General features: G+C 64.4%; 15 protein-coding genes and 1 pseudogene. All 16 read right to left on the bottom strand.

Features of this window, described 5'->3' with window-relative positions; translation table 11 throughout:
• Positions 1 to 55: 55 nt before the first annotated feature.
• Positions 56 to 928, bottom strand: a complete 873-nt coding sequence (accD, locus tag NCR34_RS14435; RefSeq protein WP_250500208.1) for an acetyl-CoA carboxylase, carboxyltransferase subunit beta — start codon at positions 926 to 928, stop codon at positions 56 to 58.
• A gap of 64 nt (positions 929 to 992) precedes the next feature.
• Positions 993 to 1,796: a tryptophan synthase subunit alpha gene (trpA, locus tag NCR34_RS14430; protein WP_250500207.1), complete on the bottom strand. Its 804-nt coding sequence runs from the start codon at positions 1,794 to 1,796 to the stop codon at positions 993 to 995.
• Positions 1,797 to 1,868: 72 nt separating this feature from the next.
• Entirely contained in the window at positions 1,869 to 2,696 is an 828-nt protein-coding gene (locus NCR34_RS14425; RefSeq protein WP_250500206.1) for a DNA-methyltransferase, read from the bottom strand.
• Between the two features lie 7 nt (positions 2,697 to 2,703).
• Positions 2,704 to 3,897, bottom strand: coding sequence for a tryptophan synthase subunit beta (gene trpB / locus NCR34_RS14420; RefSeq protein ID WP_206469133.1), 1,194 nt, complete (start codon positions 3,895 to 3,897; stop codon positions 2,704 to 2,706).
• A gap of 46 nt (positions 3,898 to 3,943) precedes the next feature.
• Complete coding sequence (locus tag NCR34_RS14415) at positions 3,944 to 4,612, bottom strand: phosphoribosylanthranilate isomerase (RefSeq protein ID WP_250500205.1); 669 nt, start codon at positions 4,610 to 4,612, stop codon at positions 3,944 to 3,946.
• Positions 4,609 to 5,412, bottom strand: coding sequence for a tRNA pseudouridine(38-40) synthase TruA (gene truA, locus NCR34_RS14410; RefSeq protein ID WP_250500204.1), 804 nt, complete (start codon positions 5,410 to 5,412; stop codon positions 4,609 to 4,611). Before truA ends, NCR34_RS14415 begins: the two co-directional genes overlap by 4 nt.
• Before the next feature lies 1 nt (position 5,413).
• Positions 5,414 to 7,459: a FimV/HubP family polar landmark protein gene (locus NCR34_RS14405; protein ID WP_250500203.1), complete on the bottom strand. Its 2,046-nt coding sequence runs from the start codon at positions 7,457 to 7,459 to the stop codon at positions 5,414 to 5,416.
• A gap of 175 nt (positions 7,460 to 7,634) precedes the next feature.
• Positions 7,635 to 8,756 carry an aspartate-semialdehyde dehydrogenase gene (asd, locus tag NCR34_RS14400; RefSeq protein ID WP_250500202.1) on the bottom strand — a complete coding sequence of 374 codons (1,122 nt, stop codon included), beginning with the start codon at positions 8,754 to 8,756 and terminating at the stop codon, positions 7,635 to 7,637.
• An 81-nt stretch (positions 8,757 to 8,837) separates the two neighbouring features.
• Complete coding sequence (locus NCR34_RS14395) at positions 8,838 to 9,131, bottom strand: hypothetical protein (RefSeq protein ID WP_250500201.1); 294 nt, start codon at positions 9,129 to 9,131, stop codon at positions 8,838 to 8,840.
• Positions 9,131 to 10,198: a 3-isopropylmalate dehydrogenase gene (gene leuB / locus NCR34_RS14390; RefSeq protein ID WP_250500200.1), complete on the bottom strand. Its 1,068-nt coding sequence runs from the start codon at positions 10,196 to 10,198 to the stop codon at positions 9,131 to 9,133. The genes NCR34_RS14395 and leuB overlap by 1 nt, the downstream gene beginning before the upstream one ends.
• Before the next feature lie 30 nt (positions 10,199 to 10,228).
• Entirely contained in the window at positions 10,229 to 10,879 is a 651-nt protein-coding gene (leuD, locus tag NCR34_RS14385) for a 3-isopropylmalate dehydratase small subunit (protein ID WP_175940913.1), read from the bottom strand.
• Positions 10,880 to 10,903: 24 nt separating this feature from the next.
• Positions 10,904 to 12,313 carry a 3-isopropylmalate dehydratase large subunit gene (leuC, locus tag NCR34_RS14380; RefSeq protein ID WP_250500199.1) on the bottom strand — a complete coding sequence of 470 codons (1,410 nt, stop codon included), beginning with the start codon at positions 12,311 to 12,313 and terminating at the stop codon, positions 10,904 to 10,906.
• 272 nt (positions 12,314 to 12,585) lie between these two features.
• Positions 12,586 to 12,771: a type II toxin-antitoxin system VapB family antitoxin gene (locus NCR34_RS14375; RefSeq protein ID WP_250500198.1), complete on the bottom strand. Its 186-nt coding sequence runs from the start codon at positions 12,769 to 12,771 to the stop codon at positions 12,586 to 12,588.
• Between the two features lie 93 nt (positions 12,772 to 12,864).
• Positions 12,865 to 14,166 (bottom strand): citrate synthase, encoded by a 1,302-nt coding sequence (gene gltA, locus NCR34_RS14370; protein WP_248322946.1) that lies wholly within the window; start codon positions 14,164 to 14,166, stop codon positions 12,865 to 12,867.
• Between the two features lie 164 nt (positions 14,167 to 14,330).
• A complete protein-coding gene (locus tag NCR34_RS14365) occupies positions 14,331 to 14,612 on the bottom strand; it encodes an FAD assembly factor SdhE (RefSeq protein ID WP_206469119.1) in 282 nt (93 codons plus the stop codon).
• 14 nt (positions 14,613 to 14,626) lie between these two features.
• Positions 14,627 to 14,705 (bottom strand): annotated as a pseudogene (gene sdhB / locus NCR34_RS14360) (succinate dehydrogenase iron-sulfur subunit); the annotation flags it as partial.

Here is a 14,705-nt window from a genome sequence, read left to right as displayed (position 1 = left end):
ACGCCGCGCGGAACCTCGCGGTTCACGCGCGGCGCGGCGCGGGCACATTACGGCGTCAAGCCACCGAATCGGCCGGCTGTCGCGTCATCAGCGCCATCAATTGAGCGATTTCTTCGCGCATCTTGCGGCGATCCACGATCATGTCGATCGCGCCCTTCTGCAACAGGAATTCCGCGCGCTGGAAGCCTTCGGGCAGCTTCTCGCGCACCGTCTGCTCGATCACGCGCGGGCCGGCAAAGCCGATCAGCGCCTTCGGCTCCGCGATCACGACGTCGCCCAGGAATGCGAAGCTCGCGGACACGCCGCCCATCGTCGGGTCGGTGAGAACGGAAATGAAGGGCAGTTTCGCGTCGGCAAGCTTGGTCAGCATGGCTGTGGTCTTCGCCATCTGCATCAGCGAGAGCAGGCTTTCCTGCATGCGCGCGCCGCCCGACGCCGTGAAGCAGACGAACGGCACGTTCTGCTCCAGCGCGTTGCGCGCGCCGCGAGCGAAGCGTTCGCCGACCACCGAGCCCATCGAGCCGCCCATGAACGCGAACTCGAAACACGCGACCACGCACGGCAGCGTATGGATTGCGCCGCCCATGACGACCATCGCGTCGGTTTCGTCGGTGTCTTCCATCGCCTCTTTCAGGCGGTCCGGATACTTGCGGCTGTCCTTGAACTTGAGCGCGTCGACCGGCACGATTTCCTGGCCGATCTCATAGCGGCCTTCCGGGTCCAGCAAGCGGTCGAGCCGCTCGCGCGCGCCGATGCGCATGTGGTGGCTGCACTTCGGGCAAACATGCAGATTCGCCTCGACGTCGTTGCGGTACAGCACCGCCTCGCACGACGGACACTTCACCCACAGCCCTTCCGGGATGCCCTTGCGGTTCTTGGGATCGGTTTGCTTGATCTTGGGCGGCAGCAGTTTGTCGAGCCAGCTCATCGTTGTTCCTTGACTGATCGGGGCAGCGCCGCGCACCGTCGAGGACGGCCGCGGCGGCTAAATGTTATTTGGCGGAATCGAGCGCCGCGCGAATTTCCGCAATGAAGCTCGTGAGCGACGCGGCGGCCGTGTCCGGCGGCGCCTCTTCGAGCAACTGCACGAGCCGGCTTCCGATGACGACCGCGTCCGCGACCTCCGCGACGGCGCGGGCCGTCTCTGCGTCGCGAATGCCGAAACCGACGCCGACCGGCAGCGGCACCTGCGACTTGATGGCCGGGATTTTACTCGCGATGCTGGAAACGTCCAGATTTGCCGCGCCGGTCACGCCCTTGAGCGACACGTAATACACGTAGCCGCTCGCGATCTTGCCGACCGCCGCCACGCGTTCATCGGTCGATGTCGGCGCGAGCAGAAAGATCGGATCGATGCCGGCCGCGCGCATCGTCGCGCCGAAATCGCTGGCTTCCTCGGGCGGATAGTCGACGACGAGCACGCCGTCCACCCCCGCCTGCTTCGCGGCTTGCGCGAACGCGTCCGCGCCCATGCGTTCGATCGGGTTCGCATAGCCCATCAGCACGACGGGCGTGTCGGCGTCGGTCTCGCGAAAGCGCGCCACATCGGCGAGCACGCGCTTGAGTGTGACGCCGCGCGCCAGCGCGCGCTCCGACGAACGCTGGATGACGGGGCCATCGGCCATCGGATCGGAAAACGGCACGCCCAGTTCGATGACGTCCGCGCCGCCCCGGGCGAGCGCGTGCATGAATTCGACGGTTTGCTCGGGGTTCGGATCGCCCGCCGTGATGAACGGAATCAGCCCTTTGCGGCCTTGCGCGGCAAGCGTCGCGAAAGTGTTCTTGATACGGGACATGGGAATTCTCGTAAGCGTATACGTTAGCGTCGATCATTCGACGCGATCAGCGACGAAGCTGCGGCTCGCGCGTTATTCGGCGGTCTCGGTTTCGGCGGTCAGCGGCGCATCGAGCTTCGCCAGGCGGCTTTCCGCGATGGCGCAGTAGTCCGCGTTGATCTCGAAGCCCGTGAACAGCCGGCCCTGGCGCGCGCACGCAACGGCGGTCGTGCCGCTGCCCATGAACGGATCGAGCACGCGGCCGCCCGGCGGACAGCTTGCCAGCACCATGCGCTCGACGATTTCCAGCGGCTTTTGCGTCGGATGATCGACCCGCTCCGCGTGCTGCCGATGCAGCCGCGAGACGGACCACACATCCTTCGGGTTGTAGCCCATCTCGAGCCACTTGCTGCCTTCGAAAATCTTGCGCGAGCGCGCCTTTTTCGTCGCTGCGTCGTAAGGAATGCGCACCGGATCGAGATTGAAGTAGTAATCCTTCGATACCGCGAAATAGCCGATGTTGTCATGAACCGACGTGTATTTGCGCGTGGTTCCGCCCATGCTCGGCACGCGCCGGTCCCAGACGATCTCGTTGACCATCGTCATCCGGCGCTTCAGGAACACGAACAATTCCGGCGAATACTGCCAGGTGCAGAAGATGTACATCGACCCGCTTTTCTTGAGCTTCGGTATCGCGATGTCCAGCCAGCGATACGTCCACGCAAGAAAGGCCTCGCCGGACAGCATGTCCGAATCGTTCCCGTAGTCCTTGCCGAGCCCATACGGCGGGTCGGCGACGATCAGATCGATCGACGCATCGGGAATGGAGGCGGCATCGGCGAGAAAATCGCGGTTCCGAATGTCGATGCCGGCGCCTTGCAGCGCGCCGGCGGACATCGGTTCGTCGATAACGGTGCGCATCTGCGGCTTAGAACTGGATGCCCGATCGCTCGGCGACCGTGTGCATGTCCTTGTCGCCGCGGCCCGACAGGTTGACGAGCAGCACCTTGTCGCGCGGCAACGTCTTCGCGAGCTTTGCGCCGTATGCCAGCGCGTGACTCGACTCCAGCGCCGGAATGATGCCTTCGATCCGGCAGCAGTCGTGGAACGCTTTCAGCGCCTCGTCGTCCGTGATGCCGACGTACTCTGCGCGGCCGACGTCCTTGAGCCACGCGTGCTCCGGACCGACGCCCGGATAGTCGAGCCCCGCCGACACCGAATGCGTCTCGATGATCTGGCCGTTGTCGTCCTGCAAGAGATACGTGCGGTTGCCGTGCAGCACGCCGGGGCTTCCGCCCATGAGCGACGCCGCGTGCCGGCCGGTGTCGATACCGTCGCCGGCCGCCTCCACGCCGATCAGTCGCACGGCTTCATCTTCGATGTACGGATAAAAGATGCCCATCGCGTTCGACCCGCCGCCGACGCACGCGATCACGGCATCCGGCTGGCGGCCCGCCATTTCGGGCATCTGCACGCGGCATTCGTCGCCGATCACGCGCTGGAAGTCCCGGACCATCATCGGATAAGGATGCGGCCCGGCCACGGTGCCGATGATATAGAACGTGTTTTCGACGTTCGTCACCCAGTCGCGCATGGCCTCGTTGAGCGCGTCCTTCAGCGTACGCGAGCCCGATTCCACGGGCACGACGGTCGCGCCGAGCAGTTTCATGCGATAGACGTTCGCCGCCTGCCGCTTGACGTCCTCCGCGCCCATGTAGACCACGCACTCCATGCCGAAGCGCGCCGCGATGGTCGCCGTCGCCACGCCGTGCTGTCCTGCGCCGGTTTCCGCAATCACGCGCGGCTTGCCCATCTTGCGGGCGAGCAGCGCCTGCCCGATCACGTTGTTGACCTTGTGCGCGCCCGTGTGATTCAGGTCTTCGCGCTTCAGATAAAGCTGCGCGCCGCCGAGCATGTCGCTCCAGCGTTTTGCGTGATAGATCGGGGAAGGACGGCCGACGTAATGCTTCAGTTCGTAGTCGTATTCGGCCTGGAATGCCGGGTCCTGGCGGGCTGCGTCGTATGCGCGGCGCAGTTCGTCCAGCGCGTGGATAAGCGTTTCGGAGACGAACACGCCGCCATATTGGCCGAAGTGGCCTCTTTCGTCAGGCAAGTTGTACATTGCGTCACTCTCTCGGTGGCGAGCCATGGTTGGCTCGCAGTCGGAATCAGCCGGCGTCCGCTTCGCGCACTGCGCGCACGAACGCGGTCATTCGGGCGGAATCTTTCACGCCCTTGGCGCCCGGCACTTCGATGCCGCTCGAGACATCGACCGCGAACGGGCGCACGCGCCGGATGGCGTCACTGACGTTTTGCGCGTTCAACCCACCACTCAAAACGGCCCGATGCCCGAGATCTGTTGGAATAAGTGACCAATCGAATACCTTTCCACCGCCGCCGAAGCCCTCGACGAGTGCGTCGAGCAAAATACCGCCTGCAGCCGCATAGTTAAGCGACGATTCTACCAAATCGCTTGCGGCCGCATCAGGCCCTACACGCACTGCGCGCCACCAGGGCAAACCCGCAATCGCGGCCAGTTCTGCGCACTGCTCGGGGGTTTCGTCGCCGTGGAATTGCAGCAGCGAGAGCGGCACGTTCGACGTCACCTCGCGAACCCATTCGGGCGTCGCGTTGACGAACAGACCGACCGCCGCCACGAGCGGCGGCACGTAGCGGCACAACTCCACCGCTTGAGGCACGGTCAGCGAGCGCGGACTCGGCGGATAAAAGACGAAACCCACAGCGTCCGCGCCCAGCGCGACGGCGTGCTTAACGTGCTCCTCTGTCGAGAGCCCGCACAGCTTGATTCTGGTCCGGTGCAAATCTTGAGTTGTCATGGCTGGTCAGCCCAAACGGCGCTCCACGGCATGCTTGCAATATGCGGCGGCGGAACCGCGAAACGCTCGGGATATCCGACTTCCGCGAGATAGAGCCCGTCGGGCATGAAGGTCGGCGCGGCGGCGCGACGGTCGCGCGCTTCGAGCACGTCCGCCATCCACGACGCGGGATAGCGTCCGCGCCCGATCGCGACGAAGCAGCCCATCAAATTGCGCACCATGTGATGCAGGAACGCATTCGCCCGAAAACGAAAGTGGATGAAATCGCCCTGTTCGCGCACGTCGATCCGATAGAGATGCTTGACCGGCGTCTTCGACTGGCAATCGGCCGCGCGGAACGACGAGAAATCGTGCTCGCCGATGAGGCACGCGGCGGAATCGCGCATGGCGGCGACGTCGAGCGGCGTGTGCACCCAGCCCGCGCGTTTCGCCACCATGGGTGAACGCACCGGATTGACGTACAGAACGTAAAAGTACGTGCGCTCGAAGGCCGCGAAACGGGCGTGAAAGTCGTCGGGCATCGGCTTAGCCCACTGGACGGCGACCGAACTCGGCAGAAACGCGTTCGTCCCGCGCACCCACGAGAAGTCGGTACGGTCCAGTTCGGTGTCGAAATGCACCACTTGCCCGAGGCCGTGGACGCCCGTGTCCGTGCGTCCAGCGACGACCGTCTGAACCGGCGTCTGCGTGAATTCCGTGAGCGCACGCTCCAGTTCATTCTGCACCGTATTGCCGTGCGGCTGCGATTGCCAGCCGCAAAACGCCGCCCCGTCGTACTGAACGCCTAACGCGATGCGCATATCAGGAGTGCGGCGCGAGCGTCGAGAGCAAACCGGCCGCTTGCTGGCGCGTCGCCTGATCGTTCGATGCGATCACTTCCTGCAACAACGTGCGAGCGCCGCCCAGATCGCCCAGTTCGATGTATTCGACCGCCAGCTCCAGCTTGTTGCGCGCGATGGTCGCCAGTTGTGCGGCGGTCAGCGCGGGCAGCGGCTCGGTGTGGCTCGATGGCAGGTCCAGATTGAAGTCGAGACTCAACGGGCCGAACTGCGTCGCCCCCAGCCCTGCGACCGACGGCGCGCCGGCCGTTCCCGCTTCGATACGCGCTGCGGCGGACGACTCAACCTCGTCGGCAACCGACGGCAGCGCGAACGCCTGCGCCTCGTGGGCCGCGTCGGTCTCGGCAATCGGCTGCGGAACGAAAGGCTCCTGCCCGACCGACGCGTGCGCCGGCGCGTCGTGGCGCGGAGCGTGGTCATCGGAAGGCGGAGCCAGCGTCAGTTCCATGCGAGGCGGCAGGCTCATGTCGAGCGAGTCCAGCGCCTGGACGGCTTCGGTCGGAAACTTGGGCATCGGGAAGCGATCGGCGGATGCCGGTTCGTCGTCCTCGACGCCCGCAAGATGCTGCTCGGCGTCGCGCGCGGCTTGCTCCTCGACGGCGCGTTGCTGCGCTGCGCGCTGCTCCGCCGCTTGCTGCTGGGCGGCAACCGCCTGCGCTTCGCGCAATTCGGCTTCGCGAGCGATGATCTCGCGCGCCGCCGCCTCGCGAGCCTGATGCGCTTGCGCTTCCTGTTCGGCGGCTTCGCGAGACGCCTCGTCGCGCCCGGCAAGCTCGCGCTCCAGTGCTTCGCGCGCTGCGGCTTCACGCGCTGCGGCTTCGCGCTCCTCCGCTTCTCGCGCGGCGGCCTGCCGCGCGGCGGCTTCCCGCTCCTCGGCTTCCCACTTTTCGGCTTCGTGCGCTGCGGCCTCGCGCGCGGCGACTTCCCGCGCGTGAGCCTCCTGAGCCTCATGCGTTTGCGCGTCGGCCGTGCCCGCATGCGAAAGCGGCGGAACGAAGGCAGCGTGAGCCGCGGCCGGCGGCGTCGGAATGAACGGCTCGGCCGGCTCTGTGCGATTCGGCTGGTCCGTGCGCCCTTCGGGCGTTCTGACGGACTCGGGCGCGTCATCCTCCGACGGCGTCGCGAAAGACTGCGCCGCCTCGTAACTTTCAAGGCTCGCGGCCACGGCGTTCAGTTCGGATTGATCGCGCGCGACGGCGGTGCCTTCCAGATCCGCCGCCGATTCAGCACGCGGCGGCGTTGCGGCGGGAACCGGCGCGGGCGGCTGCTGGTGGGCTTCGGCTTCGGCCTGAGCGCGGCGCTTGTTGCGGCGGAGCAGGAGGAACAACAGCACGGCGACGACCGCGAGAACGAGAGCGATCACCTTCGGATCAATGCCGCCGTGGGTTTGCGGCGCAGCGTCGGCCGCGGGCGCGCTCGCGACGGGCGCGACGGCAGGCGCGGCCTCGGGCGTGGCTTGCGATGCCGCCGAAGCCGTGGCCGGCGTCGCCGGCTCGCTCGCGGCCGCTTCGGCGGCGGACGCCGCCGGCTGAACCGGCGCGCTTTCGACCGCCGGAGACGACGACTGCGCTGCACTCGCCGCATTCGTCGACGGCGCGCTCGGCTGAACCGCCTGCGGCGCTGGCGCCGGCGCCGCGGCGCCCTCAGAGGCCGCGCCGGCATCCGTGGCCGGCACGTTCAACACCGCGCCGAGCTTCAGCCGATTGATGTCGTGGCCCGCGAACGCGTTCGGATTCGCGTCGAACAGCGCGCGCGCCATCTTCTCCTTGACGGCCCGCTCTTTCGAACCCGTGAGCTCGCCCGCGATATCGCTCAGCGACTGCCCCGGCTTCACGGCGTACCGCTGCGCGGGCGCATTGCCGGGCGCGCCGGCATCGGCTGTCGCGCCGCTCGCCTGCGCGAACGCCGCGCCGGAGTTCGTCCAGAGCGCCGCGCACAGAACGGCGCTGGCCGCGGCAAGCGCCGCACGCGATGACGGGATGAAGGACCGGCGGGGTCGTCGAATCATTGAAGCTCCAGAAGTACGGCGAAGGTTGATACGAACAGCAAGACTGATGCGCGCCCCAATCGTACGACCGGTCGATTCGCTCGCAGTCCCAAAAATGCGGCTCCATAAACAAAAAGCGCCGCGATAACGCGACGCTTCCTGGACGAGGTCCGCGCTCTCAGGCGCGTAGTTTACTTTACTTGTCCAACAGAATGCGAAGCATGCGGCGCAACGGCTCCGCGGCGCCCCACAGCAGCTGGTCGCCGACGGTGAACGCCGACAGGTATTCGCCGCCCATCGCGAGCTTGCGCAGACGGCCGACCGGCACCGTCAGCGTGCCGGTGACGACTGCCGGCGACAGATCGCGCATCGACGCTTCGCGCTCGTTCGGCACGACTTTCACCCAGTCGTTTGCCGAGGCCAGAATGCCGTTGACCTCGTCGAGCGGCACGTCCTTCTTCAGCTTGATGGTCAACGCCTGCGAGTGGCAGCGCATCGCGCCGATACGCACGCAGAGGCCATCGACTGGAATGGAACCCGGCTGGCCCATCGCGGGCTTGCCGAGAATCTTGTTGGTTTCCGCGCCGCCCTTCCACTCTTCCTTCGACATGCCGTTGCCGAGATCCTTGTCGATCCACGGAATCAGCGAGCCGGCGAGCGGCACGCCGAAATGGTCGGTCGGCATCGCGTCGCTGTTCATGGTGGCGAGCACCTTGCGATCGATATCCAGAATGGCCGACGACGGATTCGCGAGATCGCCCGCCACCGACGCGTTCAGCGCGCCCATTTGCGACAGCAGTTCGCGCATGTTCTGCGCGCCCGCGCCCGATGCGGCCTGATACGTCATGGCCGTCATCCAGTCGACGAGGTTTTCGCGGAAGAGGCCGCCGAGCGCCATCAGCATCAGGCTGACGGTGCAGTTGCCGCCGATGAAATCGCGCCCGCCCTTGACGAGCGAATCCTTGATGACGTCGAGGTTCACCGGATCGAGAATGATGACCGCGTCGTCCTTCATGCGCAGCGCCGAGGCCGCGTCGATCCAGTAGCCCTTCCAGCCCGCCGCGCGCAGCTTCGGATACACGTCGTTCGTGTAGTCGCCGCCCTGGCAGGTGATGATGGCGTCGCACTTTTTCAGGTCGTCGATGCTCGTCGCGTCTTTGAGCTTCGTCTCGTTTTTGGCGAACGACGGCGCGTTGCCGCCCGCATTGCTGGTGCTGAAAAACACCGGTTCGATCAGGTCGAAATCGCCTTCCTGCTGCATGCGCTGCATCAGCACGCTGCCGACCATGCCGCGCCAACCCACGAGACCTACGTTCATGACTAACCTTATTTGTTGAGGCTTCCCCGCATCCTTACCCGGCGTGGCCGCGCGGGGAAGACGCTCGGACACGAGGGACGATCAGCGAATCGTGATCGCTTTGATGGAGAGTTTCGTAATGCGCGTTTTCGACGTGCCGATAGTGCCGATAGCGCCAATGCTGGCGATGCCGTCGATGCGCGTGACGATGGCGAAGCCGGTCGCGCGAGCGTCGATGCCGCGGCCGATGCAATCCGTAGAGAATTGAGAGTTCTTCGCCATGACCAAAGAATATACACGAAACGCGGCGTTTTCGTCGGAAGTACCGCCTTTCCGGTGAAATCGCCGCGAATTACGCGTCAACTGTACCGACTCGGGCGATCCCGAGACGGACATTACAGCGCTGCCAGCACCGCGTCGCCCATTTCCTTCGTGCCGACGGTCTTGCCGTCCTGCGTCGCGATATCGCCGGTGCGGTAGCCCTGCTCGAGCACCTTCTTCACCGCGTTCTCGATGCGATCCGCCTGCTCCGTCTTGCCGAGCGAATAACGCAGCATCATCGCGGCCGAAAGAATGGTCGCGAGCGGATTGGCCACGCCCTTGCCCGCGATATCCGGCGCGGAGCCGTGCGACGGCTCGTACAGACCCTTGTTGTTTTTGTCGAGCGATGCCGAAGGCAACATACCGATGGAGCCGGTCAGCATCGCGGCTTCGTCGGAGAGAATGTCGCCGAACATGTTGCCGGTCACGACCACGTCGAATGCCTTCGGCGCCTTGACGAGCTGCATCGCCGCGTTGTCCACATACATGTGCGACAGCTCGACGTCCGCGTATTCCTTCGCGACGTCGATCATCGTGTCGCGCCACAGTTGCGACGTTTCCAGCACGTTGGCCTTGTCGACGCTCGTCAGCTTCTTCTGGCGCTTCTGCGCGGCCTGAAACGCGACGTGCGCGATACGGCGCACTTCGGGCTCCGAATAGCGCATGGTGTCGAAACCTTCGCGCGCGCCTTCGAACGGGCCGTCCGGCGCTTGCCGCACGCCGCGCGGCTGGCCGAAGTAGATGTCGCCGTTCAGTTCGCGCACAATCAGGATGTCGAGCCCCGACACGATCTCCGCCTTCAGCGACGACGCAGCCGTCAGTTGCGGATAGCAGATTGCCGGGCGGAAGTTCGCGAAGAGCTGCAGATGCTTGCGCAGGCCGAGAATGGCTTGCTCCGGGCGCAGCGCGCGCTCGAGCGAGTCGTACTTCCAGTCGCCGACCGCGCCGAAGAGAATCGCGTCGGCCTCTTTCGCGAGCGCGAGCGTCTCGTCGGGCAGCGGATGCCCCTTCGCCTCGTAACCCGCGCCGCCGACGGGCGCTTCCTCCAGCTCGAACTTTTCGCCGAGCGCGTTCAGCACCTTGACCGCTTCGGCCGTGATTTCCGGACCGATCCCGTCGCCGGGGAGCACTGCAATCTTCATGTCGCTTCCTTCTACGTGTGCGTGTTTCGTTTATCCGACGAGCCGATTGTTCAGCCACGGCTGCTTCGCGAGCCGCTCGGCTTCGAACTGCTTGATCTTGTCCGCGTGACGCAGCGTGAGACCGATGTCGTCGAAACCGTTCAGCAGGCAGTACTTGCGAAAACCGGGCACGTCGAACGCGTACTCGGTGCCGTCTCCGGTGCGCACGACTTGCGCTTCGAGGTCGATGGTCAGCTTGAAGCCGACGAACGCGTACGTCTCGTTGAAGAGCTTGTCGACCTGTTGCTCCGACAGCACGACCGGCAGCAAGCCGTTCTTGAAGCAGTTGTTATAGAAAATGTCCGCGAAGCTCGGCGCGATGATCGCGCGGAAACCGTACTGTTCCAGCGCCCACGGCGCATGCTCGCGCGAGCTGCCGCAGCCGAAGTTCTTGCGCGTGAGCAGAATCGACGCGCCCTGATAGCGCGGCTGGTTCAGCACGAAGTCCGGATTCAGCGGACGCTTGCTGTTGTCCTGGCCGGGCTGGCCGACGTCCAGATAACGCCATTCGTCGAACGCGTTCGGGCCGAAACCGGTGCGCTTGATCGACTTCAGGAACTGCTTCGGGATGATCGCGTCGGTATCGACGTTCTCGCGGTCCAGCGGCGCCACGAGGCCGCTATGCACGGTGAATTTTTCCATGATCTGTCTCTGTGTCCCGTTGGGTTACGCGAGCTTGCGCACGTCGACGAAGTGGCCTTCGATCGCCGCCGCCGCGGCCATCGCCGGGCTGACGAGATGCGTGCGGCCGCCCGCGCCCTGACGCCCTTCGAAATTGCGGTTCGACGTCGATGCGCAGCGTTCGCCCGGCTCCAGACGGTCCGCGTTCATGGCGAGACACATGGAGCAGCCCGGCTCGCGCCACTCGAAACCGGCGTTGGTGAAGATCTTGTCGAGCCCCTCGCGCTCGGCCTGCGCCTTCACGAGACCCGAGCCCGGCACGACCATGGCGGTGCGGATGTTCGACGCCACGCGCTTGCCGAGCGACTTCACCACGTACGCGGCGGCGCGCAGGTCTTCGATGCGCGCGTTCGTGCAGGAGCCGATGAAAATCTTGTCCGGCTTGATCGATTCGATCGGCGTGTTCGGCTGCAGCGCCATGTAATGCAGCGCGCGCTCCATGGCATCGCGCTTGACGGGATCTTTTTCGCGCTCGGGATCGGGCACGCGACCGTCGATGGACGTCACCATTTCCGGCGACGTGCCCCACGTCACTTGCGGCACGATCTCGGCGGCATTGATTTCGACGACGCGGTCGAAGTGCGCGTCCGGGTCCGACTTGAGCGTGCGCCAGTACTCGACTGCCTGATTCCACTCGACGCCCTGCGGCGAATATGGACGATCCTTCAGGTAGTTGATGGTCGTATCGTCGACGGCGACCGTGCCCGCGCGCGCGCCCGCTTCGATCGCCATGTTGCAGACGGTCATGCGGCCTTCCATGCTGAGCGCGCGAATGGTGGAGCCGCCGAACTCGATGGCGTAGCCCGTGCCGCCCGCCGTGCCGATCTTGCCGATGACCGCGAGCGCGATGTCCTTGCCCGTGCAGCCGCGCGGCAGCGGACCTTCCACCTTGACGAGCATGTTCTTGCTCTTCTTTTGCAAGAGCGTTTGCGTAGCGAGCACGTGCTCCACTTCCGACGTGCCGATGCCGTGCGCGAGCGCGCCGAACGCGCCGTGCGTGGAGGTGTGCGAGTCGCCGCAGACGATGGTCATGCCCGGCAGCGTCGCCCCCTGCTCCGGCCCGATGATGTGGACGATGCCCTGCCGCAAGTCGTTCATCTTGAACTGCGTGATGCCGAACTCGTCGCAATTGGCGTCGAGCGTGTCGACTTGCAGTTTCGACACCGGATCGGCGATGCCTTGCGAGCGGTCGGTGGTCGGCACGTTGTGATCGGACACGGCCAGATTCGCGCTGATGCGCCAGACAGGACGCTGATGCAGCTTGAGCCCTTCGAAGGCTTGCGGGCTCGTCACTTCATGCAGCAGATGACGATCGATATAGAGGATCGAGGTGCCGTCCTCTTCCGTGTGGATGACGTGCGAGTTCCACAACTTGTCGTAGAGAGTCTGGGACATGGTGAGCGCTTCTCAGATGACTGCGGGGTGACGCTGCTTCGCTTCGTCGGCAGCTTGTTGGACGATTATGCCACCTTCGCGCGCCGCGTGGGTACTAGGCTAGGGCAAAAAAGCTATTGAAAACATGGGGTTATGGTAGTGGTATCAGTACCTGGATGGGCACTACCAGCCTAACGTTTCCTGCTTTTCAATGCCGGAGCACCGCGTTGACGCCGAGCTCTTCCGTGACTTTGTGCAAGCGCTTGTCGCGCGTCCAGATCCTCATGCCCTTTCTACCGACGACGGCGAGCGCCTTCAACCTCCGGCTGACTGCCGCCGACGCTCGCAAGCCGCCGCGCTGCTTCGCGTTGCACGAGCGCCTTCAGTGCCTCGTGAACAATTGCGGATTCGTCGGTCAGACCGGTGTAAGCCTGAGCTTTAGCCAATAGGTCACGATCAATCGCGATAGTCGTTCGCATATCAGTATCCCCGTCGATTCTGTCATCCACAACGCAAAAGGCCCCGGCAGTCACCCGCCGGGGCCTTCAACCTTACTTCAACCGGGAATCGGCTTACCGCTGGTCGAGCGGCTTCACCTCACGCGGCGTATGCCCAACGAACAACTGACGCGGACGGCCGATCTTCTGCTCGGGATCCGCAATCATCTCGTTCCACTGCGCGATCCAGCCGACGGTACGCGCCATCGCGAAGATGCAGGTGAACATCGACGTCGGAATGCCCAACGCGCGCTGCACGATGCCCGAGTAGAAATCGACGTTCGGGTACAGCTTGCGCGACACGAAGTATTCGTCTTCCAGCGCGATCTTTTCCAGTTCCATCGCGAGCTTGAAGAGCGGGTCGTCGTGCAGGCCGAGCTCGTTCAGCACTTCGTGGCAGGTTTCGCGCATCAGCTTGGCGCGCGGGTCGTAGTTCTTGTAGACGCGGTGGCCGAAGCCCATCAGCTTCACGCCCGAATTCTTGTCCTTCACCTGCTTGATGAATTCGGGGATGTTCTCGACCGAGCCGATCTCTTCCAGCATGTTGAGCGCGGCTTCGTTCGCGCCGCCGTGCGCCGGGCCCCACAGACACGCGATACCGGCCGCGATACACGCGAACGGATTCGCGCCCGACGAGCCCGCGAGACGCACGGTGGAGGTCGACGCGTTCTGCTCGTGATCCGCGTGCAGAATCAGGATGCGGTCGAGCGCGCGCACCAGCACGTCGTTGACCTTGTACTCCTCGCACGGGTTCGAGAACATCATGTGCATGAAGTTCGCGCTGTACGACAGGTCGTTCTTCGGATACACGAACGGCTGGCCGATGCTGAACTTGTACGCCATCGCGACGAGCGTCGGCAGCTTCGCGATCATGCGAATCGCGGAGACCTCGCGGTGACGCGGGTCGTTGATGTTGAGCGAATCGTGGTAGAACGCCGACAGCGCGCCGACTGCCGCAGTCAGCACGGCCATCGGATGCGCGTCGCGACGGAAGCCGCGGAAGAAGAAGTGCATCTGCTCATGCACCATCGTGTGACGCGTCACCGTATCGACGAATTCCTTGTTCTGCGCCGCGTTCGGCAGTTCGCCCTTCAGCAGCAGGTAGCAGGTTTCGAGGAAGTCGGCGTTCACGGCCAGTTGCTCGATCGGGTAGCCGCGATACAGCAGCTCGCCCTTGTCGCCGTCGATATACGTGATCGCCGAATTACACGCCGCCGTCGACATGAAGCCCGGGTCGTACGTGAACTTGCCGGTCTGCCCGTACAACTTGCGGATGTCGATCACGTCCGGGCCCATCGTGCCCTTGTAGATCGGCATTTCGACGCTCGGCGAGTTGTCGCTGAACGATAGCGTGGCTTTAACATCTGACGGGGTCATAGCACATCCTCAATCGAAGTATGGATACAGGTTTTCGATAATTTGCACGACGGAAGCTGCGCGGCAACGCTCGGGTAGCCGCGAGTGCTTAGGCTGGTCGTCGCTTGGGGTTTCGGCCCGGTTCCTACGCGTATTGTGCAAAACTCCCGGGATCTCTGCCGAAATCACACCGAACGCAGCCACTGCAGCAGGCGCAACACGTCCGGCGTGGCGAGATCGCCTTCCGGTTCGGTGCGCGCGAGCAGCAGGTCCATCAGTTCGTTGTCGCTCAGCTCCAGCAGGCGGGTCAATGCGGCCACGTCGGCGTCGCTGAGGTCATGCTCATATCGGCTGAAAAAACGCTCGAAGATCAGATCGTTTTCCAGCAAGCCGCGCCGCGCGCGCCAGCGAAGACGCGCACGGCGAAGAGGGTCGGACTGATGCGAGTCGTCTTGCTTGTCGACCATGTCATCATCCTTTGTCAAACCGCCCGCCGCACCAGCATTTCCCGAATCTTGCCGATGGCCTTCGTCGGGTTGAGACCCTTCGGGCACACATCG

The sequence above is a fragment of the Caballeronia sp. GAWG1-5s-s genome (genome assembly GCF_023631445.1).
Classification (GTDB): Bacteria; Pseudomonadota; Gammaproteobacteria; order Burkholderiales; family Burkholderiaceae; genus Caballeronia.
The sequence above is the reverse complement of the archived record's forward strand: the minus strand, read 5'-3'. Positions and strand labels throughout refer to the sequence as shown.

What these genes read in the sequence shown, in the direction of transcription:
- accD (WP_250500208.1), bottom strand. Translation starts at nt 928, where the DNA reads ATGAGCTGGCTCGACAAACTGCTGCCGCCCAAGATCAAGCAAACCGAT.
- trpA (WP_250500207.1), bottom strand. Translation starts at nt 1,796, where the DNA reads ATGTCCCGTATCAAGAACACTTTCGCGACGCTTGCCGCGCAAGGCCGC.
- NCR34_RS14425 (WP_250500206.1), bottom strand. Translation starts at nt 2,696, where the DNA reads ATGCGCACCGTTATCGACGAACCGATGTCCGCCGGCGCGCTGCAAGGC.
- trpB (WP_206469133.1), bottom strand. Translation starts at nt 3,897, where the DNA reads ATGTACAACTTGCCTGACGAAAGAGGCCACTTCGGCCAATATGGCGGC.
- NCR34_RS14415 (WP_250500205.1), bottom strand. Translation starts at nt 4,612, where the DNA reads ATGACAACTCAAGATTTGCACCGGACCAGAATCAAGCTGTGCGGGCTC.
- truA (WP_250500204.1), bottom strand. Translation starts at nt 5,412, where the DNA reads ATGCGCATCGCGTTAGGCGTTCAGTACGACGGGGCGGCGTTTTGCGGC.
- NCR34_RS14405 (WP_250500203.1), bottom strand. Translation starts at nt 7,459, where the DNA reads ATGATTCGACGACCCCGCCGGTCCTTCATCCCGTCATCGCGTGCGGCG.
- asd (WP_250500202.1), bottom strand. Translation starts at nt 8,756, where the DNA reads ATGAACGTAGGTCTCGTGGGTTGGCGCGGCATGGTCGGCAGCGTGCTG.
- NCR34_RS14395 (WP_250500201.1), bottom strand. Translation starts at nt 9,131, where the DNA reads ATGTCCGTCTCGGGATCGCCCGAGTCGGTACAGTTGACGCGTAATTCG.
- leuB (WP_250500200.1), bottom strand. Translation starts at nt 10,198, where the DNA reads ATGAAGATTGCAGTGCTCCCCGGCGACGGGATCGGTCCGGAAATCACG.
- leuD (WP_175940913.1), bottom strand. Translation starts at nt 10,879, where the DNA reads ATGGAAAAATTCACCGTGCATAGCGGCCTCGTGGCGCCGCTGGACCGC.
- leuC (WP_250500199.1), bottom strand. Translation starts at nt 12,313, where the DNA reads ATGTCCCAGACTCTCTACGACAAGTTGTGGAACTCGCACGTCATCCAC.
- NCR34_RS14375 (WP_250500198.1), bottom strand. Translation starts at nt 12,771, where the DNA reads ATGCGAACGACTATCGCGATTGATCGTGACCTATTGGCTAAAGCTCAG.
- gltA (WP_248322946.1), bottom strand. Translation starts at nt 14,166, where the DNA reads ATGACCCCGTCAGATGTTAAAGCCACGCTATCGTTCAGCGACAACTCG.
- NCR34_RS14365 (WP_206469119.1), bottom strand. Translation starts at nt 14,612, where the DNA reads ATGGTCGACAAGCAAGACGACTCGCATCAGTCCGACCCTCTTCGCCGT.